18 protein-coding genes and 3 rRNA genes are annotated in these 25,402 nt (G+C 68.2%); 14 read left to right on the forward strand and 7 right to left on the reverse strand.

Annotated features, from left to right (window positions below):
- Positions 1–75 precede the first annotated feature (75 nt).
- The 4 genes from OHA37_RS32740 to OHA37_RS32755 are packed head-to-tail and all read right to left on the reverse strand — an operon-like array spanning position 76 to position 2,968.
- The gene (locus OHA37_RS32740) at positions 76–1,275 is read right to left on the reverse strand and encodes a lipid-transfer protein (protein WP_266910633.1); all 1,200 of its coding nucleotides are present in this window, start codon (positions 1,273–1,275) and stop codon (positions 76–78) included.
- A complete protein-coding gene (locus OHA37_RS32745) occupies positions 1,272–1,748 on the reverse strand; it encodes a Zn-ribbon domain-containing OB-fold protein (RefSeq protein WP_266910635.1) in 477 nt (158 codons plus the stop codon). Before OHA37_RS32745 ends, OHA37_RS32740 begins: the two co-directional genes overlap by 4 nt.
- 43 nt (positions 1,749–1,791) lie before the next feature.
- On the reverse strand, positions 1,792–2,172 hold the full coding sequence (locus OHA37_RS32750) for a DUF962 domain-containing protein (RefSeq protein WP_266910637.1): 381 nt from the start codon (positions 2,170–2,172) through the stop codon (positions 1,792–1,794).
- 13 nt (positions 2,173–2,185) lie between these two features.
- Positions 2,186–2,968 carry a M15 family metallopeptidase gene (locus OHA37_RS32755; protein ID WP_266910639.1) on the reverse strand — a complete coding sequence of 261 codons (783 nt, stop codon included), beginning with the start codon at positions 2,966–2,968 and terminating at the stop codon, positions 2,186–2,188.
- A gap of 29 nt (positions 2,969–2,997) precedes the next feature.
- On the opposite strand from OHA37_RS32755, the gene OHA37_RS32760 reads away from it, so the two are divergent.
- Entirely contained in the window at positions 2,998–3,516 is a 519-nt protein-coding gene (locus tag OHA37_RS32760) for an NUDIX domain-containing protein (RefSeq protein WP_266910641.1), read from the forward strand.
- 36 nt (positions 3,517–3,552) lie between these two features.
- Here OHA37_RS32760 and OHA37_RS32765 read toward each other — a convergent pair whose 3' ends face one another.
- Positions 3,553–5,988 (reverse strand): glycoside hydrolase family 31 protein, encoded by a 2,436-nt coding sequence (locus OHA37_RS32765; protein WP_266910643.1) that lies wholly within the window; start codon positions 5,986–5,988, stop codon positions 3,553–3,555.
- Between the two features lie 248 nt (positions 5,989–6,236).
- Between OHA37_RS32765 and OHA37_RS32770 the strand changes: the two genes are divergently transcribed.
- Together OHA37_RS32770 and OHA37_RS32775 are read left to right on the forward strand one after the other, a co-directional pair.
- Entirely contained in the window at positions 6,237–8,216 is a 1,980-nt protein-coding gene (locus OHA37_RS32770) for an acetoacetate--CoA ligase (RefSeq protein WP_266910645.1), read from the forward strand.
- A gap of 70 nt (positions 8,217–8,286) precedes the next feature.
- Positions 8,287–9,204 carry a hypothetical protein gene (locus OHA37_RS32775; protein WP_266910647.1) on the forward strand — a complete coding sequence of 306 codons (918 nt, stop codon included), beginning with the start codon at positions 8,287–8,289 and terminating at the stop codon, positions 9,202–9,204.
- Positions 9,205–9,283: 79 nt separating this feature from the next.
- On the opposite strand, the gene ptsP is transcribed toward OHA37_RS32775, so the two are convergent.
- Entirely contained in the window at positions 9,284–10,954 is a 1,671-nt protein-coding gene (gene ptsP, locus OHA37_RS32780) for a phosphoenolpyruvate--protein phosphotransferase (RefSeq protein ID WP_266910649.1), read from the reverse strand.
- Between the two features lie 74 nt (positions 10,955–11,028).
- On the reverse strand, positions 11,029–11,478 hold the full coding sequence (locus tag OHA37_RS32785; RefSeq protein ID WP_266910651.1) for a PTS sugar transporter subunit IIA: 450 nt from the start codon (positions 11,476–11,478) through the stop codon (positions 11,029–11,031).
- Between the two features lie 735 nt (positions 11,479–12,213).
- Between OHA37_RS32785 and OHA37_RS32790 the strand changes: the two genes are divergently transcribed.
- From OHA37_RS32790 to OHA37_RS32840, 11 genes are all read left to right on the forward strand, one after another.
- A 16S ribosomal RNA gene (locus OHA37_RS32790) occupies positions 12,214–13,738 on the forward strand.
- A gap of 286 nt (positions 13,739–14,024) precedes the next feature.
- Positions 14,025–17,148 (forward strand): 23S ribosomal RNA (locus tag OHA37_RS32795).
- A gap of 74 nt (positions 17,149–17,222) precedes the next feature.
- Positions 17,223–17,340 (forward strand): 5S ribosomal RNA (gene rrf, locus OHA37_RS32800).
- The 16S, 23S and 5S rRNA genes sit together here, the layout of an rRNA operon.
- 130 nt (positions 17,341–17,470) lie before the next feature.
- On the forward strand, positions 17,471–18,061 hold the full coding sequence (locus OHA37_RS32805; RefSeq protein ID WP_250745186.1) for a CDP-alcohol phosphatidyltransferase family protein: 591 nt from the start codon (positions 17,471–17,473) through the stop codon (positions 18,059–18,061).
- Positions 18,062–18,158: 97 nt separating this feature from the next.
- A complete protein-coding gene (locus tag OHA37_RS32810; protein WP_266910653.1) occupies positions 18,159–20,654 on the forward strand; it encodes a mannose-1-phosphate guanyltransferase in 2,496 nt (831 codons plus the stop codon).
- Between the two features lie 131 nt (positions 20,655–20,785).
- Positions 20,786–21,688 (forward strand): DUF881 domain-containing protein, encoded by a 903-nt coding sequence (locus tag OHA37_RS32815; protein WP_266910655.1) that lies wholly within the window; start codon positions 20,786–20,788, stop codon positions 21,686–21,688.
- Entirely contained in the window at positions 21,685–22,017 is a 333-nt protein-coding gene (locus OHA37_RS32820; protein WP_112452698.1) for a small basic family protein, read from the forward strand. The genes OHA37_RS32815 and OHA37_RS32820 overlap by 4 nt, the downstream gene beginning before the upstream one ends.
- A 5-nt stretch (positions 22,018–22,022) precedes the next feature.
- The gene (locus tag OHA37_RS32825; RefSeq protein WP_266910657.1) at positions 22,023–22,922 is read left to right on the forward strand and encodes a DUF881 domain-containing protein; all 900 of its coding nucleotides are present in this window, start codon (positions 22,023–22,025) and stop codon (positions 22,920–22,922) included.
- A gap of 483 nt (positions 22,923–23,405) precedes the next feature.
- Entirely contained in the window at positions 23,406–23,945 is a 540-nt protein-coding gene (locus tag OHA37_RS32830; protein WP_323182383.1) for an FHA domain-containing protein, read from the forward strand.
- 19 nt (positions 23,946–23,964) lie between these two features.
- Positions 23,965–24,738 (forward strand): transcriptional regulator FtsR, encoded by a 774-nt coding sequence (gene ftsR / locus OHA37_RS32835; protein WP_266910659.1) that lies wholly within the window; start codon positions 23,965–23,967, stop codon positions 24,736–24,738.
- A 107-nt stretch (positions 24,739–24,845) separates the two neighbouring features.
- A complete protein-coding gene (locus OHA37_RS32840) occupies positions 24,846–25,319 on the forward strand; it encodes a bifunctional nuclease family protein (RefSeq protein ID WP_030009777.1) in 474 nt (157 codons plus the stop codon).
- Positions 25,320–25,402: the final 83 nt, after the last annotated feature.

Raw genomic sequence — 25,402 nt, forward strand, 5'->3', positions numbered from 1 at the left:
ACCCGCCACTGGGGACCGTCAAGCATTCGGACAGCAGCCGCTGTTCAGCGGCCCACCAGGCGCTGAGCGAACCCTCTAGCGCACGGCGACGACCGCCGAACCGTGCCCGAACAGCCCCTGGTTCGCGGTGATTCCGGCCCGCGCTCCCGCCACCTGCCGATCCCCGGCCGTGCCCCGGAGCTGCCAAGTCAGCTCGCACACCTGGGCGATGGCCTGCGCCGGCACCGCCTCCCCGAACGACGCCAGTCCACCACTGGTGTTGACGGGGATCCGCCCGCCGAGCGCGGTCGCGCCCTCCCGCACGAGCTTGGCCCCCTCGCCCTCCCCGCACAGGCCGATGTCCTCGTACCACTCCAGTTCCAGCGCGGTGGACAGGTCGTAGACCTCGGCGAGCGAGAGGTCGTCCGGTCCGAGCCCCGCCTCCTCGTACGCGGCCCGCGCGATCGAGGCCCGGAAGGACCCGGGTACCGGAACGGCCGCGGTGGTCGAGTCGGTGGCGATGTCCGGCAGGTCCAGGACGGTACGGGGATACGTGGGCGTCACCGTGGACACGGCCCGGATCCGCACCGGGTCCGGGACGCCCCGCGAGCGCGCGAAGTCCATGCTGCTCAGCACCAGCGCCGCGCCGCCGTCGGAGGTGGCGCAGATGTCGAGCAGCCGCAGCGGATCGGCGACGATCGCCGAGGCGGCCACCTCCTCGGCCGTCACGGCCTTGCGGTAGCGGGCGTTCGGGTTCAGCAGCCCGGCCGCCGCGTTCTTCACCTTGACCTGCGCGAAGTCCTCACCGGTGTCCCCGTAGAGGGCCATCCGGCGCCGGGCGTACAGCGCGAAGTACGCCGGGTTCGTGGCCCCCAGGACCCGGAAGCGCAGCCAGTCCGGGTCGTCCGGCCGGTCCCCGCCCGCCGGCGCGAAGAACCCCTTCGGGGCGGCGTCCGCCCCGACCACCAGCACCACGTCGGCCAGACCGGCCAGGATCTGCGCCCGGGCCGCACCGATGGCCTGGGCGCCGGACGCGCAGGCCGCGTACACGCTGGTCACGCGTGCGCCCTGCCAGCCCAGCGCCTGCGCGAAGGTGGCCCCGGCCACGTAGCCGGGGTAGCCCGACCGCACGGTGTCGGCCCCCACGATGGACTGCACGTCGGTCCAGTCCAGCCCGGCGTCGGCGAGCGCGGCCCGCGCGGCGGCCCGCCCGTACTCGACGAAGCTGCGGCCCCACTTGCCCCACGGGTGCATGCCGGCCCCGAGGACGGCGACGTCCGCGACGGAGGCGCTCACCGCTCCACCCCCACGGGCCGGAACTGCCAGGTGGTCCAGGCGGTGCCGTCCGGTCCGTCGGAGTCCACGTTCAGCACACCGCCGACCACCTCGACCTCCATCCCGACCGCCAGGTCGCCGACGCCCACCCCGGGCACCGTCTGCCCGAGCACGACCATCCCCTCGGCCTCCAGCTCCACGGCGACCAGGGTGTACGGGGTCCAGGGTGTGTCCGGGTCGGACACGTACGGCGCGGGCGGCCGGTACCGCCCGTCCGTGTAGGACCAGACCCGGCCGCGCGGGGACAGCGGGGTCTCGACGAGCTCGCCGCCGCCCGGGCAGCGCGGATTGCGGCAGTACGCGTCCTCGCGCGGGAAGAACACGGCGGCGCAGGCGGAGCACCGGGTGCCCAGCAGGCGGAAGCCGCCGCCCGTGCCGTCCGCGTCGTCCCCGGTGAACCACCCGCTGACCACGGGTGTGCGTGTGCGTTCCAAGACCCCTCCCGAAACCGATATCTGACGAACCGTCAGAAGTCTGTCAGGGAACGCTCGGGAACGCACCCCCGGTGCCGCACTCCTCGCACGGGTTCTCGGCAAGCCACTTCCGCGCGATCTCACCGAGCTCCGCGTCCCGCCCGGCCAGCATCATCCGGATCATCTGCGCGTCCCCGCGCAGCGACCACCCCGGATTGCCGAAGCTGGCCGGGTTGTTCCGCTCGATCAGGAAATGCGCCGGCCAGGCGGTCCCGTACCCGATCACGGGGAGCGCGGCGAGGTACCGCTTGCGGCCGCGGGCCAGCCCGTAGGCGGTGAGCGCGAGGCCGGTGAGGGTGCCGGTGAGATGGATCCAGCGGGTGGCGGCGCGGGAGTGCATGGCGACGTAGTAGGGCCAGAACTCCTCGTACGAACTGAATGTCATGCGGGCACGGTACTCAGCGGTGAACGGAGGCGACAGAGACGGGAAAATCGAAATACGTGGCCGGGAACGCCTCCGGTGCGTACGTGAAGTGCCACCACTCCTGAGGCAGGTTCACGAACCCCTGCGCGCCGAGCAGCCGCCCGAGCACCTCCCGGTGCGCGCGGGCCGAACCCGTCACCCGCGGGCTGGCGGTGTGCGCCAGCGGATCGAAGAAGTCGAAGGGCGTCCCCATGTCGAGGGGCCCCCGTCCCACCTCCGTCAAGGTCACGTCGACGGTGCTGCCGCGACTGTGCCCGGACTTCTCGGCGATGTACCCCTCCGGGATCAGCCGTTCCTTGGCCACCTCCGGATAGAACTCCGCCTTGGTCCGCTGATCCGCCCCGTCCCGGGCCCACCGCACGAACCGGTCGACGGCCCGCTGCGGCCGGTAGCAGTCGTACACCAGCAGCGAGTACCCGCCGCGCAACGCCTCCCGCTGCGCCCGCCGCAGCGCCTCGGCGGCGGGCCGCGCGAGCAGACAGACGGGCTCGTCGTAGCCGTCCACGACCGCCCCGGTGAAATTCCGCGACGTGGCGTACCGCATCTCCTGCCCGATGGTCGCATCCACCTCGGACACCACGACGAACCCATCGCCCGGCGCGGCCCGCCCGACGGGGACGGCTCGGGGCGGGACGGCCGCTCCGAGCGCGCCCACCGCCCCGGGCGAGCCTGGCGCGGCCACCACCCCAGGCGCGCCCACCGCCGCCAGTGCCCCCAGCATCCCCAGCGCGCCCACCCATCCCGCAACGACCGTCATCCGCATGCCCCTTGGCATACCATCGCCGCATGCCGGCGCACCTGAAGGACTCGCACTGCTCCACCTGCGGAGCCCTGTTCGATTCGGCCGACTGGCCCCGCACCTGCCCGTCGTGCGGCGCGGTCGCCTACCGCAACCCCCTCCCGGTAGCCGTCGCGCTCCTCCCCGTCGAGGACGAGCTGGGCGCCGGCCTGGTGGTCATCACCCGCACCATCGAGCCCGCCCTCGGCGGCATCGCCCTGCCCGGCGGCTTCATGGACTTCGGCGAGGACTGGCGCGAGTCCGTCGTCCGCGAACTCCGCGAGGAGACCGGCATCCACGCCCCGGCCTGCGAGGTCGCCCTCGCCGACACCCTCAGCTCCCCGGCCGGCCACCTGCTCGTCTTCGGCCTGCTGCCCGTACGCCCCACCGCTTCCCTCCCCGCGTCGACCCCGACGGACGAGACCACCGGCTGGCACGTCCTGCGCGGCCCGGAGCAGCTGGCGTTCCCGCTCCACACGAGGGCCGCCGCAGCGTGGTTCGAGGGCAGGTATACGCACCCGGCCTGAGGCGGCCGACCCCGGCCGCCCCACGCCCGTCCCGACTCAAAGCCCCCGCAGCACCACCCCGTCCACCCGTTCCCCGGCCTCGTCCTCCACCACCACCGCGTCCCCGACCCACCGCACCACGTACCGTTCCACCTCGCCCGGCTCGAAGCCCGGCCCCGGGTCCCGGATCACCACCCCGCCGCCCGTGCGGCCCCGCGCCGGGGCCCACGCCTCCAGGGCCACCGATCCGTCGGCCGCCCGCACCGGCAGCAGCGAGCCGGCCCGCGCCAGCACCGGGATCCGGTCCGCCGGGGCGTCCAGCAGGATCTGGCCCGGTCCCTCGTACGCCCGGCCCGTCGCCGTGTCGTACCACTGCCCGCGCGGCAACCGCACCGCCCGCCGGTCCGACCCGCACTCCAGCACCGGAGCCACCAGCAGGGCGTCACCGAGCAGGAACGCGTCCTCGCACTCCCGCAGCGCCCGGTCCTCCGGCGCCCCCCACCACAACGGCCGCACGTACGGGGCCCCGGTGCGCCGCGCCAGATGGGCCAGCGTCACGAAGTACGGCCGCAGCCGCTCCCGTTCCGCCAGGACGGCCCGCGCGGCCCGGGTGGTCTCCTCCCCGAACTCCCAGGGCTCCCGCCGCCCCGCCCAGATCGCCGAGTGGGTCCGGAACAGCGGCAGGTAGGAGCCCAGTTGCAGCCACCGCAGGTACAACTCCGGTGAGGGGGTGCCCCAGAAGCCGCCGACGTCCGGCCCCGAGTACGGCACCCCGCACAGCCCGAGGCCCAGCACCAGCGCCAGCGAGGCCCGCAGCCCGTCCCAGCTGCTGGCCACGTCACCCGACCACGTGCCCCCGTACCGCTGCATCCCCGCCCACCCCGACCGGGAGAAGAGGAACGGCCGCTCGGCCGGGCGCAGCCGTACGAGCCCCTCCCAGCCCGCGCGCGCCATCGCGAGGGCGTACACGTTGTGCGCCTCCCGGTGGTCCCCGCCGGCCCCGTCCATCGCGTGCCGCGCCGAGCGGGGCAGCGTCCGGTCCCCGAACGGGGCGAAGGCGACCGGCTCGTTCATGTCGTGCCAGACCCCGGCGAAGCCCTGCGCGAGCCGCTCCTCGTACAGCCCTCCCCACCACCGCCGCACCTGCGGATCGGTGAAGTCCGGGTACGCGCACTCGCCCGGCCACACCTCTCCCCGGACCTCCCGCCCCGCCGCGTCCCGTACGAAGGCCCCGTGCGCGCCGACCGCGAGCCCCGAGGCGTGCACCGGGTCGCCGGTCTTCACCGCCGGGTCGACGATGGAGACCAGCCGGACGCCACCGTCCGCCAACTCCTTGGCCAGCCCCGGCAGATCGGGGAACCGCTCGCGGTCCACGGTGAAGACCCGGTGGCCGTCGTAGTGGTCGATGTCCAGATGGACGGCCGACAGCGGCAGCCCGTGCTCGGCGTACCCCGCCACGATCCGCCGTACCTCCGCGGCGCTGCCGAACCCCCACCGCGCGTGCTGGTACCCCAGTGCCCACTCCGGCGGCACGGCCGCCCCGCCGGTCAGCCCGGACCAGCCCTGCAACACCCGCCCGGGCGGCCCCACCAGCACCCAGCACCGCAAGGGGCCGCCCTCCATGCGGAGTTCACAGGATCCGGGCCGGTCCGCCCCCGAGCCCGCGCCCTCCTCGCCCTCCCGCAGCACCACCCGCCCGTCCCAGGAGTTGTCGTGGAAGATCAGGTGCGTACCCGCGTCCGCGACCACCAGCTGCACCGGCATCGTGATGTAGAGGGGGTCCTCGCCGGAACCGGCCCCGGACCCGAACCCGCCCTTGGGGTCCGTGTTCCACAGCCGGTAGCTGCCGTCGCGCAACCGCGGCCCCACCGCCCGCCCGCCCAGCCCGAACACCCGCGCGTCCGCCGCCACCTCACTCCGCAGCAGCCACCGCGCGTCCCCGCCGCGACCGGCAGCTCTGCCCCCACGGCCCCCGCCGGCGGCTCCGCCCTCGTCGGCTCCACCACCTCCAGCGGCCCCGCCGCCCCCGCCGGCCGGCTCCCACCACCGCGGCGGCAGATCCCGCCGCAGCACCGTCCCACCGGGGGTGCGCACCTCCACCGCCCCGTGCCGGGACACCGCCACCGTCACGCGCTCGGACACCACCCGCCACCCGCCGTCGGTGTCCGGTTCCAGCACGGCGCGCGGATCGGGCTCCGGCCCGCTGCCGACCACCGCGTACGAGGGCGTCGGCGCGGCGCCGTCCCATCCCCAGAACACCGCCCCGCCCGCGGTGACCCGTACCAGCAGCTCCGAACGGGTGAACCGGAGCACCCCACCACCCGCCCGCGGCTCCGTACCGGTCAGCACACCCGGCACCCGCGCCCGCTCCGCGCCCCGGGGCGCGAGCCCCGCCGCGTCCACGCGCCGGTTGCGCCACGCGGAGCGCCAAGCGCGCCGCCCCCGCTCGCCGCCGAGGTCCTTCACCGCACGCACCAGCCCACGACCGTCCATGGCGCCCACCCTGCCACCGCCACTCGGCCCAGAAGGCGCCGTTCAACTGCCGTTCACCCGCAAAAGGATCACAGCCGACCGCCGATGACGGCTCTGGTGCGGATGTCGATCACATGGCATCGTCCCTGTGAGCCCCCGTGCGCACACCCCGCGCGCGATGGCACCGTACGAACACAGACACCACACCACACCGCACACCACGACACGCCCACGAAGCGCGAACCGCAGACGTGACCGGGAGCCGACGCATGACCGCAGCAGCCACCCCCTCCGAGCCCCTCTGGTCCCCGGGCCCCGACCGGATCGCCGCGGCCCGGATCACCGCCTTCCAGGCCTGGGCCGCCGAACACCACGGCGCCCCCGCGGACGGCGGCTACCCGGCCCTGCACAGCTGGTCCGTCGACGAACTCGACACCTTCTGGCAGGCCGTCGCCGAGTGGTTCGACGTCCGCTTCACCACCCCGTACGAGGCCGTCCTCGCGGACCGCTCGATGCCGGGCGCGGTCTGGTTCCAGGGCGCCACCCTCAACTACGCCGAGCACGCCCTGCGCGCCGCCGAGGACCCGGCCCGCGCCGCCGACGCGGCCCTGCTCCACGTGGACGAGACCCACGAGCCCACCCCCGTCACCTGGGCCGAGCTCCGCCGCCAGGTCGGCGCGCTCGCCGCCGAACTGCGCGCCCTGGGCGTGCGCCCCGGCGACCGCGTCAGCGGCTACCTCCCCAACATCCCCGAGGCCGTCACCGCGCTCCTCGCCACCGCCGCCGTCGGCGCCGTCTGGACCTCCTGCGCCCCCGATTTCGGCGCCCGCAGCGTCCTGGACCGCTTCCAGCAGGTGGAGCCGGTGGTCCTCTTCACCGTCGACGGCTACCGCTACGGCGGCAAGGAACACGACCGCCGCGACACCGTCGCCGAACTGCGCGCCGAGCTCCCCTCGCTGCGCGCCGTCGTCCACATTCCGCTCCTCGGTACGCCGGCCCCCGCGGGCGCCCTCGACTGGTCGGCCCTCACCTCGGGCGACACCGAGCCGGTCTTCGAACCGGTCCCCTTCGACCACCCGCTCTGGGTCCTGTACTCCTCCGGCACCACCGGCCTGCCCAAGGCCATCGTCCAGTCGCAGGGCGGCATCCTCCTCGAACACCTCAAGCAGCTCGGCCTGCACTGCGACCTGGGACCCGAGGACCGCTTCTTCTGGTACACCTCCACCGGCTGGATGATGTGGAACTTCCTCGTCTCCGGCCTGCTGACCGGAACCACCGTCGTGCTCTACGACGGCAGCCCGGGATTCCCCGACACGGGTGCCCAATGGCGCATCGCGGAGCGCACCGGGGCCACGCTCTACGGCACCTCCGCCGCCTACGTGATGGCCTGCCGCAAGGCGGAGGTCCATCCCTCCCGCGACTTCGACCTCTCCGCCGTGAAGTGCGTGGCCACCACCGGGTCCCCGCTGCCGCCCGACGGCTTCCGCTGGCTCCACGACGAGGTGGCCGAGGACCTCTGGATCGCCTCGGTCAGCGGCGGCACCGACGTCTGCAGCTGCTTCGCTGGCGCCGTCCCCACCCTCCCGGTCCACATCGGCGAGCTCCAGGCCGCCTGCCTGGGCACGGACCTCCAGGCCTGGGACCCCTCCGGCAAGCCCGTCACCGGTGAGGTCGGCGAGCTCGTCGTCACCAACCCCATGCCGTCCATGCCGATCCGCTTCTGGAACGACCCCGACGGAAGCCGCTACCGCGACAGCTACTTCGAGATGTTCCCCGGTGTCTGGCGCCACGGGGACTGGATCACGATCACCGACCACGGCTCCGTCGTCATCCACGGCCGCTCCGACTCCACCCTGAACCGGCAAGGTGTCCGGATGGGTTCCGCGGACATCTACGAGGCCGTCGAGCGACTCCCGGAAATCAAGGAATCGTTGGTCATCGGCCTGGAGGAGCCGAACGGCGGGTACTGGATGCCGCTCTTCGTCCACCTCGCGCCGGGGGCCGTCCTCGACGACGCGCTCCGCTCCCGGATCAAGGCGACGATCCGCGAGGAGCTCTCCCCGCGCCACGTCCCCGACGAGATCATCGAGGTCCCGGGCATTCCGCACACCCTCACCGGCAAGCGCATCGAGGTCCCCGTCAAGCGCCTCCTCCAGGGCGCCCCGATGGCCAAGGCGGTCAACCCCGGCTCCGTCGACAACCTCGACCTCCTGCACTTCTACGAGGAGCTCGCCCGCACCCGCGGCTGACGCGAACGGCCACTGTCAGTGGCAATGATTACTCTGAGTGAGTAAGCGATCGCGTCACTCAGGGGGAACCATGCCACGCTCGAACGACACCGGAACCGCCTCCACCACGGGCCGTCCGGCCCGCACCGGCAGGCGCCGCACCCTGCGCCGCGAAGTCCCCAGCACCGTCGGCCTCCTGGCCGACGCCGGGGACTTCGCGGCCATGCGCGGGTACCGCAGCTTCGCCTTCGACGACCACCGCGACTACCTGGACCACGTGGACCGGCTGCTCCGCTCCCTCGCGGCCCAGGGCATCCACACGACCATCGCCCTCTTCGACCCGGTGGAGTACGCCGACTACTGCGCCGACCGCGGACTGGATCCGGACACCCCCGGCGCCCGCACCCGCTTCACCGCCGTACTGGGCGGCGCCACCGGCGGTCTCCCGTATGCCGGCCAGCCCATCGACGAACTGGTGCCGCTCCTCGTGGACGCGGCCGTCCGGCAGGCCACCTGGGAGTACGCGAGCTCGCTGCTGGCCGAAGTGGGCCGCTGCGCCGACTGCGGGGAGGACATCGGGACCGCCTCCCTGGAGCGCGCCACCGAGGTGCTCCGGCGCCTGGTGGACCGGGCCGGCCCGGGCCACCACCATCTGGTGTGCAGCGTCCCGGCACAGGACGAACAGCTCGTGGCGGTCCTGCACGCCGACACCGGCCCCAGCGGCCGCCCCCGGGTGGACGGCCGCGACGGCCTGGACTTCGTGACCGTCCTCGCCGCGGGCCTGGCCCTCGGTGGGCCCGGGGGACTGGTCCTGCGCACCACCACCGAAGGAGACCGGGACCGGGTCCACGGCTGGCGCCTGGACCGCGGCCGCCTGGTACCCCTCTCGGCGGCGGCCGTCTTCAACGCCTACTGCACCGACGCCGACACCGGAGAGCCCGTGGGCCCCGAGCCCGGCGTCGAGTACTGCCCCGGATACGAGGTGGACGAACCGGGCCCGCACCACTGAGCGCGGCGCACCCCGCCCACCCGGCAACGGCCGAGGGGCCCCCGCCACCGGCGAAGGCCCCTCGAACGTCGACGACGTACTACTCGCCGGACAGGACCGCCTGGGCGGCCACCCGGGCCTCCTCGGCGCTGTCCGTGGCACGCGCGGCCGCAGCCGCACGCTCGCACTGCGCGAGGGTGTACTTGGCCAGCGTCGCCCGCACGTAAGGAATCGAAGCGGCACCCATCGAAAGGGAGGTGACACCCAGACCCGTCAGCACACAGGCCAGCAGCGGGTCGGAGGCGGCCTCGCCACAGACGCCGCAGCTCTTGCCCTCGGCCTTGGCGGCCTCGGCCGACATGGCGATCAGGTCGAGCAGCGCGGGCTGCCACGGGTCCTGCAGCCGCGATACGGCACCGACCTGACGGTCGGCGGCGAAGGCGTACTGGGCCAGGTCGTTGGTGCCCAGCGAGAGGAACTCGACCTCCTGGAGGATCGAGCGCGCCCGCAGCGCGGCGGAGGGGATCTCCACCATCGCACCGAACTTCGCCTTCAGACCGGCCTCGCGGCACGCGTCCGCGAACGCCTTGGCGTCGATCCGGTCGGCCACCATCGGGGCCATGACCTCAAGGTAGACCGGCAGTCCCTCGGCGGCCTTGGCCAGCGCGGTGAGCTGCGTGCGCAGCACGTCCGGGTGGTCGAGCAGCGAGCGCAGACCACGGACACCCAGAGCCGGGTTCGGCTCGTCGGCCGGGGTCAGGAAGTCCAGCGGCTTGTCGGCGCCGGCATCCAGAACACGTACGACGACACGGCCCTCGGGGAAGGCTTCGAGGACCTTGCGGTACGACTCGACCTGCTTCTCCTCGGTCGGCGCGTGCTTGCTGTCGTCCAGGAAGAGGAACTCGGTGCGGAACAGGCCCACACCCTCCGCCCCGGCATCGACCGCGGCCGGCACGTCCGCCGGCCCACCGATGTTGGCCAGCAGCGGGACCTTGTGCCCGTCGGACGTCGCGCCCGGACCCGAAGACGCGGAGAGAGCGGCCTTGCGCTCGGCGGCCGCGGCCTCCAGCTCGGCCCGCTTCGCCGCGCTCGGCTCCACGAACAGGTCGCCGGTGCTGCCGTCGACGGCGATGACCGTACCTTCGGCGATCTCGCCGGCACCCGGCAGCGCCACGATGGCCGGCACGCCCAGCGCACGCGCGAGGATCGCGCTGTGGCTGGTCGGGCCGCCTTCCTCGGTCACGAAACCGAGGACGAGCGCCGGGTCGAGCAGAGCGGTGTCGGCGGGAGCCAGGTCCCGCGCGATCAGCACGTACGGCTCGTCGCTGTCGGGCACACCCGGCATCGGCACACCGAGCAGGCGCGCGACGATGCGGTTGCGCACGTCGTCCAGGTCGGCCACACGGCCGGCCATGTACTCACCGGCACCGGCGAGCAGGTCACGGTAGGCGGCGAACGCGTCGTACACGCCGCGTTCGGCGGTGCTGCCGACGGCGATGCGCCGGTCGACGTCCGCCATGAGCTCGGGGTCCGTGGCGATCATCGCCTGGGCCTCGAGCACGTGCTGGGCCTCGCCACCGGCCAGCTGGCCCCGGGCGATCAGGTCGGCCGATACGGCTTCCACGGCCTGACGGGCGCGCCCCTGTTCGCGCTCCGCCTCGTCCGCGGTGATCTGCCTGGCAGGCGGTTCGAGAACCGCCGTGCCCATGTGCCGAACCTCGCCGATCGCCACACCGTGGCTCACGCCGACGCCTCGCAGCGTTGTCTCCATTTCACCTGTCTCCGATTGAGCGGCGGGTCCACCCGCCGCGTTGGATGTCCAGTTCGCCCGAGCAGGCGGATACGTCACTGCCAGCCGAAGAGAACGTCTCCGGCCTTCATGTCTCCGGCCTCGACGACGTCGGTGAGGGAGTCGGCAGTCGCTTCCAGCGCCACGACGGGGCAGATCGGCGACTTGCCGGCCGCCTCGACCGCGGCGGGGTCCCAGCGAATGACCTCCTGGCCGCGGGTCACGGTGTCGCCCTTGTTGACGAGCAGCTCGAAGCCCTCGCCATTGAGCTGAACGGTGTCGATGCCCAGGTGCGTGAGCACACCGTGGCCTTCGTTGTCGACGACCACGTACGCGTGCGGGTGCAGGGAGACCACCACACCGTCTACGGGGGACACCGCCGCCGAAGGCTCGCGCACGGGATCAATGGCGGTGCCCGGTCCCACCATCGCGCCGGAGAACACCGGATCGGGCACTGCCGCGAGTCCGATGGCGGTCCCGGCAAGTGGGGACGTCACGCTGGTCATGGGGGCCTCCCAGGGGTGGGGCTTCGTCGTGTCGCCGTCACTACCTGTCGCGAACGGCGTACTCTCCAGAAGGATAAGTCACAAGATGTTCGGGTTCGCCCGATGTTGGTCCCGAACTGGACTGGTCCTTCGGCACGGAGACTAGTGGACTAGACCGGTGGACTAGACCATACGCCTGAATCGATTTGCCCGGGCCCCCGTGGACCTGTACTGTCGTGACTCCCGCCAGGAAGCCCCGCGTGAACATTTCGCGAACGGCTGATGGACGGGACTCCTCCTCTCTCTTGTCTGATCTTGATCTCTGCTCCTTTCCGCACGCCTATTCGGCAAAGCAGGAGAGTGGTCAGAGAGAAGGAAAAGCACTGATAGAGTCGGACTCGCCGGAAAGGGAAAACGCGAAAGCGGATGACCTTGAAGGCGGAAACAAGCGAGACAGACTCTGATAGAGTCTGAAACGCAAGAACAGAACGAAAGCCCGGAGGAAAGCCCGAGAGGGTGAGTACAAAGGAAGCGTCCGTTCCTTGAGAACTCAACAGCGTGCCAAAAATCAACGCCAAAAAGTTGATACCCCGTCCATTTCGGTGGATGAGGTTCCTTTGAAAAAGACCTGTGAGGTCGCGGCTTCGGCCCTGACACTTGCAGGCAATTACACAGCGAGGACGCAGTGGACGGTCGGTCTTATTCCGACATGACTGTCCCGCTCTAAGTGCGTGTGCACCGGATTACCGGTAAACATTCATGGAGAGTTTGATCCTGGCTCAGGACGAACGCTGGCGGCGTGCTTAACACATGCAAGTCGAACGATGAAGCCCTTCGGGGTGGATTAGTGGCGAACGGGTGAGTAACACGTGGGCAATCTGCCCTTCACTCTGGGACAAGCCCTGGAAACGGGGTCTAATACCGGATAACACTCCTGCCTGCATGGGCGGGGGTTAAAAGCTCCGGCGGTGAAGGATGAGCCCGCGGCCTATCAGCTTGTTGGTGGGGTAATGGCCCACCAAGGCGACGACGGGTAGCCGGCCTGAGAGGGCGACCGGCCACACTGGGACTGAGACACGGCCCAGACTCCTACGGGAGGCAGCAGTGGGGAATATTGCACAATGGGCGAAAGCCTGATGCAGCGACGCCGCGTGAGGGATGACGGCCTTCGGGTTGTAAACCTCTTTCAGCAGGGAAGAAGCGAAAGTGACGGTACCTGCAGAAGAAGCGCCGGCTAACTACGTGCCAGCAGCCGCGGTAATACGTAGGGCGCAAGCGTTGTCCGGAATTATTGGGCGTAAAGAGCTCGTAGGCGGCTTGTCACGTCGGATGTGAAAGCCCGAGGCTTAACCTCGGGTCTGCATTCGATACGGGCTAGCTAGAGTGTGGTAGGGGAGATCGGAATTCCTGGTGTAGCGGTGAAATGCGCAGATATCAGGAGGAACACCGGTGGCGAAGGCGGATCTCTGGGCCATTACTGACGCTGAGGAGCGAAAGCGTGGGGAGCGAACAGGATTAGATACCCTGGTAGTCCACGCCGTAAACGTTGGGAACTAGGTGTTGGCGACATTCCACGTCGTCGGTGCCGCAGCTAACGCATTAAGTTCCCCGCCTGGGGAGTACGGCCGCAAGGCTAAAACTCAAAGGAATTGACGGGGGCCCGCACAAGCAGCGGAGCATGTGGCTTAATTCGACGCAACGCGAAGAACCTTACCAAGGCTTGACATATACCGGAAAGCATTAGAGATAGTGCCCCCCTTGTGGTCGGTATACAGGTGGTGCATGGCTGTCGTCAGCTCGTGTCGTGAGATGTTGGGTTAAGTCCCGCAACGAGCGCAACCCTTGTCCTGTGTTGCCAGCATGCCCTTCGGGGTGATGGGGACTCACAGGAGACCGCCGGGGTCAACTCGGAGGAAGGTGGGGACGACGTCAAGTCATCATGCCCCTTATGTCTTGGGCTGCACACGTGCTACAATGGCCGGTACAATGAGCTGCGATACCGTGAGGTGGAGCGAATCTCAAAAAGCCGGTCTCAGTTCGGATTGGGGTCTGCAACTCGACCCCATGAAGTCGGAGTTGCTAGTAATCGCAGATCAGCATTGCTGCGGTGAATACGTTCCCGGGCCTTGTACACACCGCCCGTCACGTCACGAAAGTCGGTAACACCCGAAGCCGGTGGCCCAACCCGTAAGGGAGGGAGCTGTCGAAGGTGGGACTGGCGATTGGGACGAAGTCGTAACAAGGTAGCCGTACCGGAAGGTGCGGCTGGATCACCTCCTTTCTAAGGAGCACAGTACCGATTGCAGACAAACGTTCTGCACGGTCAGCTCAGGGTGGAACGTTGATTAGTTGGCACCAGATGATCTGATGATTCTCAAGTACTGCTTCGGCGTGGAAAGAGGATTCGGAAGAGGTCTGGTGCTTGGCACGTTGTTGGGTATCTGAGGGTACGGCCGAAAGGTCTTATCTTCGCGATGCCGGCCCCAGTAAACTCGCCAGCTTGCCTGGTGGGGTGATGGGTGACTGGTCGTTGCTTGAGAACTACACAGTGGACGCGAGCATCTGTAGGCCAAGTTTTTAAGGGCGCACGGTGGATGCCTTGGCACCAGGAACCGATGAAGGACGTGAGAGGCCGCGATAGGCCCCGGGGAGCTGCCAACTGAGCTTTGATCCGGGGGTGTCCGAATGGGGAAACCCGGCAGTCGTCATGGGCTGTCACCCACTGCTGAACACATAGGCAGTGTGGAGGGAACGCGGGGAAGTGAAACATCTCAGTACCCGCAGGAAGAGAAAACAACCGTGATTCCGGGAGTAGTGGCGAGCGAAACCGGATGAGGCCAAACCGTATGCGTGTGATACCCGGCAGGGGTTGCGCATGCGGGGTTGTGGGAATTCTTTTGACCGGTCTGCCGGCCGGTCGGCGAGTCAGAAACCGTTGATGTAGTCGAAGGACATGCGAAAGGTCCGGCGTAGAGGGTAAGACCCCCGTAGACGAAACATCAGCGGCTTGCTTAAGAATCTCCCAAGTAGCACGGGGCCCGAGAAATCCCGTGTGAATCTGGCGGGACCACCCGCTAAGCCTAAATATTCCCTGGTGACCGATAGCGGATAGTACCGTGAGGGAATGGTGAAAAGTACCGCGGGAGCGGAGTGAAATAGTACCTGAAACCGTGTGCCTACAAGCCGTGGGAGCGTCGCCGTTATTCTTCGGAATAACGGTCGTGACTGCGTGCCTTTTGAAGAATGAGCCTGCGAGTTAGCGGTGTGTAGCGAGGTTAACCCGTGTGGGGAAGCCGTAGCGAAAGCGAGTCCGAATAGGGCGATTGAGTTGCACGCTCTAGACCCGAAGCGGAGTGATCTAGCCATGGGCAGGTTGAAGCGGAGGTAAGACTTCGTGGAGGACCGAACCCACCAGGGTTGAAAACCTGGGGGATGACCTGTGGTTAGGGGTGAAAGGCCAATCAAACTCCGTGATAGCTGGTTCTCCCCGAAATGCATTTAGGTGCAGCGTCACGTGTTTCTTGCCGGAGGTAGAGCACTGGATAGGCGATGGGCCCTACCGGGTTACTGACCTTAGCCAAACTCCGAATGCCGGTAAGTGAGAGCGTGGCAGTGAGACTGTGGGGGATAAGCTCCATGGTCGAGAGGGAAACAGCCCAGAGCATCGACTAAGGCCCCTAAGCGTACGCTAAGTGGGAAAGGATGTGGAGTCGCAGAGACAACCAGGAGGTTGGCTTAGAAGCAGCCACCCTTGAAAGAGTGCGTAATAGCTCACTGGTCAAGTGATTCCGCGCCGACAATGTAGCGGGGCTCAAGCGTACCGCCGAAGTCGTGTCATTGCAGCAATAGGGCCAACGCCCGCTGTGATGGGTAGGGGAGCGTCGTGTGCCGGGTGAAGCAGCAGCGGAAGCTAGTTGTGGACGGTTCACGAGTGAGAATGCAGGCATGAGTAGCGATACACACGTGAGAAACGTGTGCGCCGATTGACTAAGGGTTCCTGGGTCAAGCTGATCTGCCCAGGGTAAGTCGGGACCTAAGGCGAGGCCGACAGGCGTAGTCGATGGACAACCGGTTGATATTCCGGTACCCGCTTTGAAACGCCCAATATCGAATCAGGCGATGCTAAGCCCGTGAAGCCGTTCCGGACCCTTCGGGGAAAGGAAAGTGGTGGAGCCGGTGACCCAGACTTGTAGTAGGTAAGCGATGGGGTGACGCAGGAAGGTAGTCCAGCCCGGGCGGTGGTAGTCCCGGGGTAAGGGTGTAGGCCGAGGGGTAGGCAAATCCGTCCCTCATATAAGGCTGAGACCTGATGCCGAGCCGATTGTGGTGAAGTGGATGATCCTATGCTGTCGAGAAAAGCCTCTAGCGAGTTTCATGGCGGCCCGTACCCTAAACCGACTCAGGTGGTCAGGTAGAGAATACCGAGGCGTTCGGGTGAACTATGGTTAAGGAACTCGGCAAAATGCCCCCGTAACTTCGGGAGAAGGGGGGCCATCACTGGTGATCGGATTTACTCCGTGAGCTGGGGGTGGCCGCAGAGACCAGCGAGAAGCGACTGTTTACTAAAAACACAGGTCCGTGCGAAGCCGTAAGGCGATGTATACGGACTGACGCCTGCCCGGTGCTGGAACGTTAAGGGGACCGGTTAGTCACATTTCGGTGTGGCGAAGCTGAGAACTTAAGCGCCAGTAAACGGCGGTGGTAACTATAACCATCCTAAGGTAGCGAAATTCCTTGTCGGGTAAGTTCCGACCTGCACGAATGGCGTAACGACTTCTCGACTGTCTCAACCATAGGCCCGGTGAAATTGCACTACGAGTAAAGATGCTCGTTTCGCGCAGCAGGACGGAAAGACCCCGGGACCTTTACTATAGTTTGATATTGGTGTTCGGTTCGGCTTGTGTAGGATAGGTGGGAGACTTTGAAGCGGCCACGCCAGTGGTTGTGGAGTCGTCGTTGAAATACCACTCTGGTCGTGCTGGATGTCTAACCTCGGTCCGTGATCCGGATCAGGGACAGTGTCTGATGGGTAGTTTAACTGGGGCGGTTGCCTCCCAAAAAGTAACGGAGGCGCCCAAAGGTTCCCTCAGCCTGGTTGGCAATCAGGTGTTGAGTGTAAGTGCACAAGGGAGCTTGACTGTGAGACCGACGGGTCGAGCAGGGACGAAAGTCGGGACTAGTGATCCGGCGGTGGCTTGTGGAAGCGCCGTCGCTCAACGGATAAAAGGTACCCCGGGGATAACAGGCTGATCTTCCCCAAGAGTCCATATCGACGGGATGGTTTGGCACCTCGATGTCGGCTCGTCGCATCCTGGGGCTGGAGTCGGTCCCAAGGGTTGGGCTGTTCGCCCATTAAAGCGGTACGCGAGCTGGGTTTAGAACGTCGTGAGACAGTTCGGTCCCTATCCGCTGTGCGCGTAGGAATATTGAGAAGGGCTGTCCCTAGTACGAGAGGACCGGGACGGACGAACCTCTGGTGTGCCAGTTGTCCTGCCAAGGGCATGGCTGGTTGGCTACGTTCGGGAGGGATAACCGCTGAAAGCATCTAAGCGGGAAGCCTGCTTCAAGATGAGTATTCCCACCTCCTTGAGAGGGTAAGGCTCCCAGTAGACGACTGGGTTGATAGGCCAGATGTGGAAGCCCGGTAACGGGTGGAGCTGACTGGTACTAATAGGCCGAGGGCTTGTCCTCAGTTGCTCGCGTCCACTGTGTTAGTTCTGAAGTAACGAACTGTGTCATATCCGGTTTGGTTAACTTCATAGTGTTTCGGTGGTCATAGCGTTAGGGAAACGCCCGGTTTACATTCCGAACCCGGAAGCTAAGCCTTTCAGCGCCGATGGTACTGCAGGGGGGACCCTGTGGGAGAGTAGGACGCCGCCGAACAATCATTGTAGAAAGCCCCGTACCGGGTAACCGGTACGGGGCTTTTCTGCGTTTACGGACCGGTGCACCGGCTCCTGTAGGGTCAGGGTGCATCGTTCGACATTTCTACAGTCACAGTGGAGGCCCCCGGGTGGAGGTCCAGGAGACTCGGGTTCAGACTGACCGAATTTTCACCATTCCGAACATCCTGAGCATGGCTCGCCTCGCAGGCGTACCCCTGTTCCTGTGGCTGATCCTGGCCGAGCACGATGGCTGGGCACTTGCCGTCCTGATGCTCAGCGGGATCAGCGACTACCTCGACGGGAAGCTGGCCCGGCGCTGGAATCAGATCAGCAGCCTCGGCCGGCTGCTGGACCCCGCCGCGGACCGGCTCTACATCCTGTCCACCCTGTTCGGTCTCACGTACCGCGAGATCCTGCCGCTCTGGCTCACCGGCGCCCTGCTCGCGCGCGAGCTGATGCTGCTGGTCATGGTCTGGATCCTGCGCCGGCACGGCTATCCGCCGCCCCAGGTCAACTTCTTGGGCAAGGCCGCGACCTTCAACCTGATGTACGCGTTCCCCTTCCTCCTGGTGAGCACCTGGTCGGGTTGGTTGGCCTGGATGGGGTCAGTTTTCGGATGGGCGTTCGCCGGATGGGGTACAACCCTCTATTGGTGGGCAGGAGTCCTTTACGTGGTACAAGTCCGCCGGTTGGTGAAGGCGGACGCCACGGCCGATTGAGCTCGCTCGGCGTGACTGACGCGGGGGAGTGGTCCAGTCACCGTCCGGGACGGGTGAGGTCGGCGATACGCCGTCTCTCAAGGAGGACTCTTCCGACATGAAGGCCGTCGTGATGGCTGGTGGCGAAGGCACTCGGCTTCGCCCCATGACCTCAAGCATGCCCAAGCCGCTCCTGCCGGTGGCCAACCGGCCGATCATGGAGCACGTGCTCAGGCTGCTCAAGCGGCATGGGCTCAACGAAACCGTGGTCACCGTGCAGTTCCTGGCGTCGCTCGTCAGGAACTACTTCGGTGACGGCGAGGAGCTCGGAATGGAGCTCACCTATGCCAACGAGGAGAAGCCACTCGGGACCGCCGGCAGCGTGAAGAACGCCGAGGAGGCTCTGAAGGACGACACCTTCCTCGTCATCTCCGGCGACGCGCTCACCGACTTCGACCTGACCGACCTGATCCGTTTCCACAAGGAGAAGGGCGGGCTCGTCACCGTGTGCCTGACCCGGGTGCCGAACCCCCTGGAATTCGGCATCACCATCGTGGACGAGGAAGGCAAGGTCGAGCGCTTCCTGGAGAAGCCGACCTGGGGCCAGGTTTTCTCGGACACGATCAACACCGGCATCTACGTCATGGAGCCGGAGATCTTCGACTACGTGGACGCGGACGTCTCCGTGGACTGGTCCGGTGACGTCTTCCCGCAGCTGATGAAGGAAGGCCGGCCCATCTACGGCTACGTCGCCGAGGGCTACTGGGAGGACGTCGGCACCCACGAGAGCTACGTCAAGGCCCAGGCCGACGTACTCGAGGGCAAGGTCCAGGTCGACATGGACGGCTTCGAGATCTCCCCCGGCGTGTGGATCGCCGAAGGGGCCGAGGTGAGCCCGGACGCGGTGCTGCGCGGGCCGCTGTACATCGGGGACTACGCCAAGGTCGAGGCCGGCGTCGAGATCCGCGAGCACACCGTCATCGGATCGAACGTCGTGGTGAAGAGCGGTGCGTTCCTGCACAAGGCCGTCGTCCACGACAACGTGTACATCGGGCCGCACAGCAATCTCCGCGGCTGTGTCATCGGCAAGAACACCGACATCATGCGCGCCGCCCGGATCGAGGACGGGGCCGTCATCGGCGACGAGTGCCTCGTCGGCGAGGAATCGATCATCCAGGGGAACGTCCGGGTCTACCCCTTCAAGACGATCGAGGCCGGCGCCTTCGTCAACACCTCGGTCATCTGGGAGTCCCGCGGGCAGGCACATCTGTTCGGCGCGCGCGGGGTCACCGGGATCCTGAACGTGGAGATCACCCCGGAGCTCGTGGTCCGGTTGGCAGGTGCCTATGCGACGACCCTGAAGAAGGGTGCGACGGTCACCACGGCCCGTGACCACTCCCGTGGCGCGAGAGCGCTCAAGCGGGCCGTGATCTCGGCGCTCCAGGCCAGCGCCATCAACGTCCGGGACCTGGAGAACGTACCGCTGCCCGTGGCGCGGCAGCAGACCGCGCGCGGCAGCGCGGGCGGGATCGTGCTGCGGACCTCGCCGGGCGTGCCCGACTCGGTCGACATCATGTTCCTCGACGAGCGGGGGGCGGACCTCTCCCTCCAGCAGCAGCGCAAGCTCGACCGGGTCTACGCGCGCCAGGAGTACCGGCGTGCGTTCCCCGGAGAGATCGGTGACCTGCAGTTCCCGGGAAGCGTCTTCGACGCCTACACGGGATCCCTGCTGCGGCGCGTGGACATCACCGGGGTCGCGGACTCCGGGCTCAAGGTCGTCGTGGACGCCTCCAACGGCAGCGCCGGCCTGGTGCTGCCCAGCCTCCTGGGCCGGCTCGGAGTGGACGCCCTCACGGTCAATCCGGGGCTCGACGAGTCCCGGCCCACGGAGACGGCCGAATCCCGCCGGGCGGGACTGGTCAGGCTCGGGGAGATCGTGGCGTCCTCGCGGGCGGCCTTCGGAGTCCGCTTCGACCCGGTGGGCGAGCGGATCTCCCTCGTGGACGAGCGCGGCCGCATCATCGAGGACGACCGCGCCCTGCTGGTGCTGCTCGACCTGGTGGCCGCCGAGAAGCGCAGCGGCAAGGTCGCGCTGCCGGTGACCACGACCCGGATCGCCGAGCAGGTGGCGGCGTACCACGGGACCCAGGTGGAGTGGACCACGACCTCGCCCGACGATCTGACCCGGGTGGGGCGCGCGGAGAACACGATCTTCGGCGGTGACGGGCGGGGCGGCTTCATCGTCCCCGAGTTCAGCAGCGTCTTCGACGGATCGGCCGCCTTCGTGCAGTTGATCGGGCTGGTGGCGCGGACGCAGCTCACGCTCAGCCAGATCGATGCCCGGATCCCGCGGGCGCACGTGCTCAAGCGGGACGTGCCGACCCCGTGGGCCGTGAAGGGGCTCGTCATGCGACGGGTCGTGGAGGAGGCCGGGGACCGGCAGGTGGACACCACGGACGGGGTACGGGTCGTCGAGGCCGACGGGCGGTGGGCCCTGGTGCTGCCGGACCCGGCGGAGGCGGTCACCCACCTGTGGGCCGAGGGACCCGACGACGCGTCCGCGCAGGCGCTGCTGGACGGCTGGGCCGCGGTGGTGGACGGTGCCGGGCACTGAGCGCCCCGCACGGGACGGCGTAGGCCGCACCGCAGCGGCGTAGGGCGGAGGTCCGGTGGAGCGGGCGGGGCGAAGGTCCCGCCGGTCCACCGGACGTCCGCATTCGGTGGGAGCGGCGCCGACATGCGACGATGTGCGGCATGTCGCAGCCGCCCCACAACCGCAGTTCGGCACCTCCGGCGCGGCCGGACGCTTCCATGTCGCTGCTGACGCACGTGATGGACCACTCCCTCGACGAGGGCTACGCGGAGGCTTCTGCCCGGCGCCAGGCCGAGGGCACGTCCGGCCTGCCGCGGACCCTCAAGGCCAAACTGGGTCTCGCCGCCGGGCTCGTGCTCGCCGCCATGGTCGTCACCCTGGGCGCCGCGCAGGCACGGGCGACCGCGCCGGTGCTGGCCAAGGAGCGTCACGAACTCATCGACCGGGTCGAGCGGGCCGATGCGCACGCGGACGGTCTGGAGCGGGACATCGAGCGGCTGCGGGACACCGTCGCCGCCCGGCAGCGCGAGGCCCTCAAGCAGCACGGCGGCGAGCAGGGACAGCTCCTGGCCCTGCTGTCGGGAGCCACCGAAGTGCACGGGCCCGGGATCAAGCTCACGGTGGACGACGCGAAGGGCTCGACGACCGCGGACGGCTCCCAGCCGCGCGAGAGCGCCGGATTCTCGGACACCGGGCGGCTCCGCGACCGCGATATGCAGAAGATCGTCAACGGGCTGTGGCAGTCCGGGGCGGAAGCGATCTCGATCAACGGGCAGCGGCTGACGTCGCTCTCGGCGATCCGGGCCGCGGGTGACGCGATACTGGTCGACAACAGGCCGCTGGTGCCGCCGTACGAAGTGCTGGCGGTCGGCGACAAGAAGCGCCTCGGAACCGCGTTCCAGGACTCGGCGGACGGCCAGTACCTGCATGTGCTGCAGGAGAACTACGGCATCCGCTACTCCTTGTCGTCCGAGGCCGAGATGCGCCTTCCGGCCGCGTCGAGCCTGACCGTACGTACGGCTACAGCAGCAGAGCAGCAGAAGGGTGCATCGTGATCGCGGTACTGGGCCTCGTGGTCGGAGTGGTGGTCGGACTTCTCGTCCGGCCCGAAGTGCCGGCCGTGGTGGAGCCTTATCTGCCGATCGCCGTGGTCGCGGCGCTGGACGCGGTGTTCGGAGGCCTGCGCGCGATGCTGGACGGCATCTTCGTGGACAAGGTCTTCGTGGTGTCGTTCCTGTCGAACGTGGTCGTGGCGGCGCTGATCGTCTTCCTCGGCGACAAGCTGGGGGTCGGCTCGCAGCTGTCCACGGGTGTGGTCGTCGTCCTCGGCATCCGCATCTTCTCCAATGCCGCGGCCATCCGCCGGCACGTGTTCCGGGCGTGAGGCCGATGAGTACGAACGACACCCCGCCCGAGGAGCCCGGGGCCGCGGCGCAGCGGCCGAAGGAACAGCCTCCGCTGGAGCCGCCGGCCGGGCCCGTGGGCCGCGCGGCCGAGCCCGTGGCGCAGGAGGGGGCCCGGGAGGAGACCGCAGAGGCGCCGGGCGGGACCCAGCCGACCGGGCCCGAGCAGACCGGCAGGCAGCGGCTGGCGGCCGGTCTGTGGCCGCCGCGGGTGAGCCGCGCCCAACTGATCGTCGCGGTGCTGCTGTTCGTCCTGGGGCTCGGTCTGGCCATCCAGGTACGGTCGAACAGCGACTCCAGCGCGCTGCGCGGGGCCCGTCAGGAGGACCTCGTACGGATCCTCGACGAGCTGGACGGGCGGACCAAGCGGCTGGAGGACGAGAAGCAGATCCTCGACGACCAGCGCCGGGAGCTCGAAAGCAGCTCCAACCAGGCCGAGGAGGCCCGGAAGCAGACCGTGGAGAAGGAACGCCAACTCGGGATCCTGGCCGGTACGGTGGCCGCGCAAGGTCCGGGCATCGTGCTGAAGATCACGGACCCCAAGGGCCAGGTGCAGTCGGACAAGCTGCTGGACACCCTCCAGGAGCTGAGGGCGGCCGGGGCCGAGGCGATCCAGATCAACGGGGTGCGGATCGTGGCGGACTCGTACTTCTCGGACGAGGAGGACGGGGTCGCGATCGACGGTAAGAAGATCACACAGCCATATGAGTTCAAGGTGATCGGCAAGCCGCAGGACCTGGAGCCGGCGCTCAACATCCCCGGTGGCGTCGTGCAGTCGCTGGAGAAGGAGCAGGCGGTCGTCAGCGTCACACGTCCGGCGAAGATCGTTGTGGATGCCTTGCGGGCTGCGAAGCAGCCTGACTACGCTCGGTCGTCATCGTCGTGATGCGGGAGGTGCCGGAGACCGGCTCACGCGGGCGAATGCCTGCGGGGGGTCGACGCACCGAAGTCGCGGTGCGTGGTGGAAACTGTCTGATGGTTACGGACGTTGTAAGTATGTCCGGGTCGGCAGGTGTTGCATTCGGAGTTCGTCCTGCCCCACGGGCGGGTCTGTTTCGGTCAAGGGGAATCGCCCGTGAAGTTGTTTGAGAAGTTGTTCGGCAAGAAGAACCGCGAGGAAAGCGGTGCGGCCAGGCACCGCGCGGGGCACGGCGACGTGGAAGGGCAGGGCGACCGGCCGCTCTTCCGCGACGAGGTCGCCGGAGCGGGTGACATTTCGGGCGCGCACGGCGCGTCGACTGTTGACCCTGCCGGTACCGGACGCATAGGTTTCGGTGAACCATCAACCTCAAGTACGGGTGGAGGGTTTGCCCCCGACCCGTATGCCACCAATGCCTCCGCGGGGCAGCCGCGGCGCGAGGAGCCGTCCATGTCGGCCGAGCAGATTTGCAGCAGGTGCGGGCACCGCAGCGATGCGGCGAGCCGGTTCTGCTCCAACTGCGGGGCGCCGCTGCGGCCGGGTCTGACGCCGGAGCGTGCCTCGGAGACCACGTCCACCATCTCGATCTCGGGCCTGGAGGCCTACGAGGCCGAGGTGTCGGGACAGACGCACGTGTCGTCCTCGCTGTCCCCCGAGGCCCAGGCCGCGGTGGAAGCGCTGCCTCCGGGTTCCGCCCTGCTGATCGTGCGGCGCGGCCCGAACTCCGGCAGCCGGTTCCTTCTGGACGGTGAGCTGACGACGGCCGGCCGGCACCCGCAGAGCGACATCTTCCTGGACGACGTCACCGTCTCCCGGCGTCATGTCGAGTTCCGCAGGAGCCACGACGGTTTCACCGTCTCCGACGTCGGCAGCCTCAACGGCACGTACGTGAACCGTGAACCGATCGACTCCGTCGCCCTGCACAACGGCGACGAGGTGCAGATCGGCAAGTACCGGCTGGTCTTCTACGCGAGCCTGCGGGGGCACTGACCCTTCAAGGGAAGGTCCCATGCTGCGTATCCCGGCAGGCGGTGCCGCCAAGAGCGGCACCGCCACCGCCGCCTCCTCGGGCGTGCGGCTGGTGAGCATCGGAACGGTGCTCACGATGCTGCGTGACGAGTTCCCCGAAGTCACGATCTCGAAGATCCGTTTCCTGGAGGCGGAGGGGCTCGTCGAGCCCCGGCGCACACCTTCCGGATACCGCAAGTTCAGCACCGACGACGTGGAGCGCCTCGCCCACGTCCTGCGGCTCCAGCGCGACCACTACCTTCCGTTGAAGGTCATCCGCGAGCAGCTCGACGCGCTCGCACGGGGCGAGCAGATCCGCATCCCGGCGCCCACGGCGCACGGGGAGTCCGTCGACCCCACGAGCCCCGTCGCCCTCTACGGCGAGGTGGGCCGGGAGCGGCCGACCGTGGCCCGGGTGGGCCGGGCCGAGCTGATGGCCGCCGCGGAGGTGGACGAGGTCCAGCTCGTGGAATGGGAGTCCTACGGGCTCATCGCGGAGGCGCCCGGCGGCGGATTCGACGCCGAGGCGGTCACCGTGGCCCGTCTGGTGGCCGATCTCGGCCGATTCGGTCTGGAGCCGCGCCACCTGCGGGCGATGAAGGCCGCCGCCGACCGGGAGGCCGGTCTGGTGGAGCAGGTCGTCTCGCCGCTGCGCCGGCACCGCAATCCGCAGACCAGGGCCCATGCCGAGGCCACCATGAAGGAGCTCGCGGGGCTCTCCGTACGGCTGCACGAGGCCCTCGTGCAAACTGCTCTCGGGGTGCGGATCCACTGATCCCGCGGGGTTTTCGCGCCGACTTCGGGTGAGTTCGGACGGGCTTGTGGGCAGGCTTGGGGGAGCCCGACTACCCAAACCTGCCGGGCAGGTCCTAGGGTTGCTGTGTGAACGAGCTCGACGTTGTGGGTGTCCGGGTGGAAATGCCCTCGAACCAACCGATCGTGCTCCTGCGTGAAGTGGGAGGCGACCGGTACCTCCCCATCTGGATCGGACCAGGGGAGGCGACCGCCATTGCCTTCGCGCAGCAGGGCATGGCCCCTGCCCGGCCGCTGACGCACGACCTTTTCAAGGACGTGCTGGAAGCGATCGGCGAGGAGCTCACCGAAGTCCGGATCACGGATCTGCGGGAGGGCGTCTTTTACGCGGAGCTCGTCTTCGCCAGTGGAGTCGAGGTGAGCGCGCGGCCCTCCGACGCCATAGCGCTCGCCCTGCGGACCGGGACGCCGATCTACGGCAGCGACGGCGTGCTCGACGACGCCGGAATCGCGATCCCGGACGAGCAGGAGGACGAGGTGGAGAAGTTCCGCGAGTTCCTCGACCAGATCTCGCCAGAGGACTTCGGTACCGGCCCGCAGTGAGGCGCGGGTCGCGCCGTCCTCCCGGATATTTCAGCCCATTCGAGTAGCCTTTCCCCGCAATGGGGTACGGGAAACCACTCTCA

This window comes from Streptomyces sp. NBC_00335 (assembly GCF_036127095.1).
GTDB lineage: Bacteria > Actinomycetota > Actinomycetes > Streptomycetales > Streptomycetaceae > Streptomyces.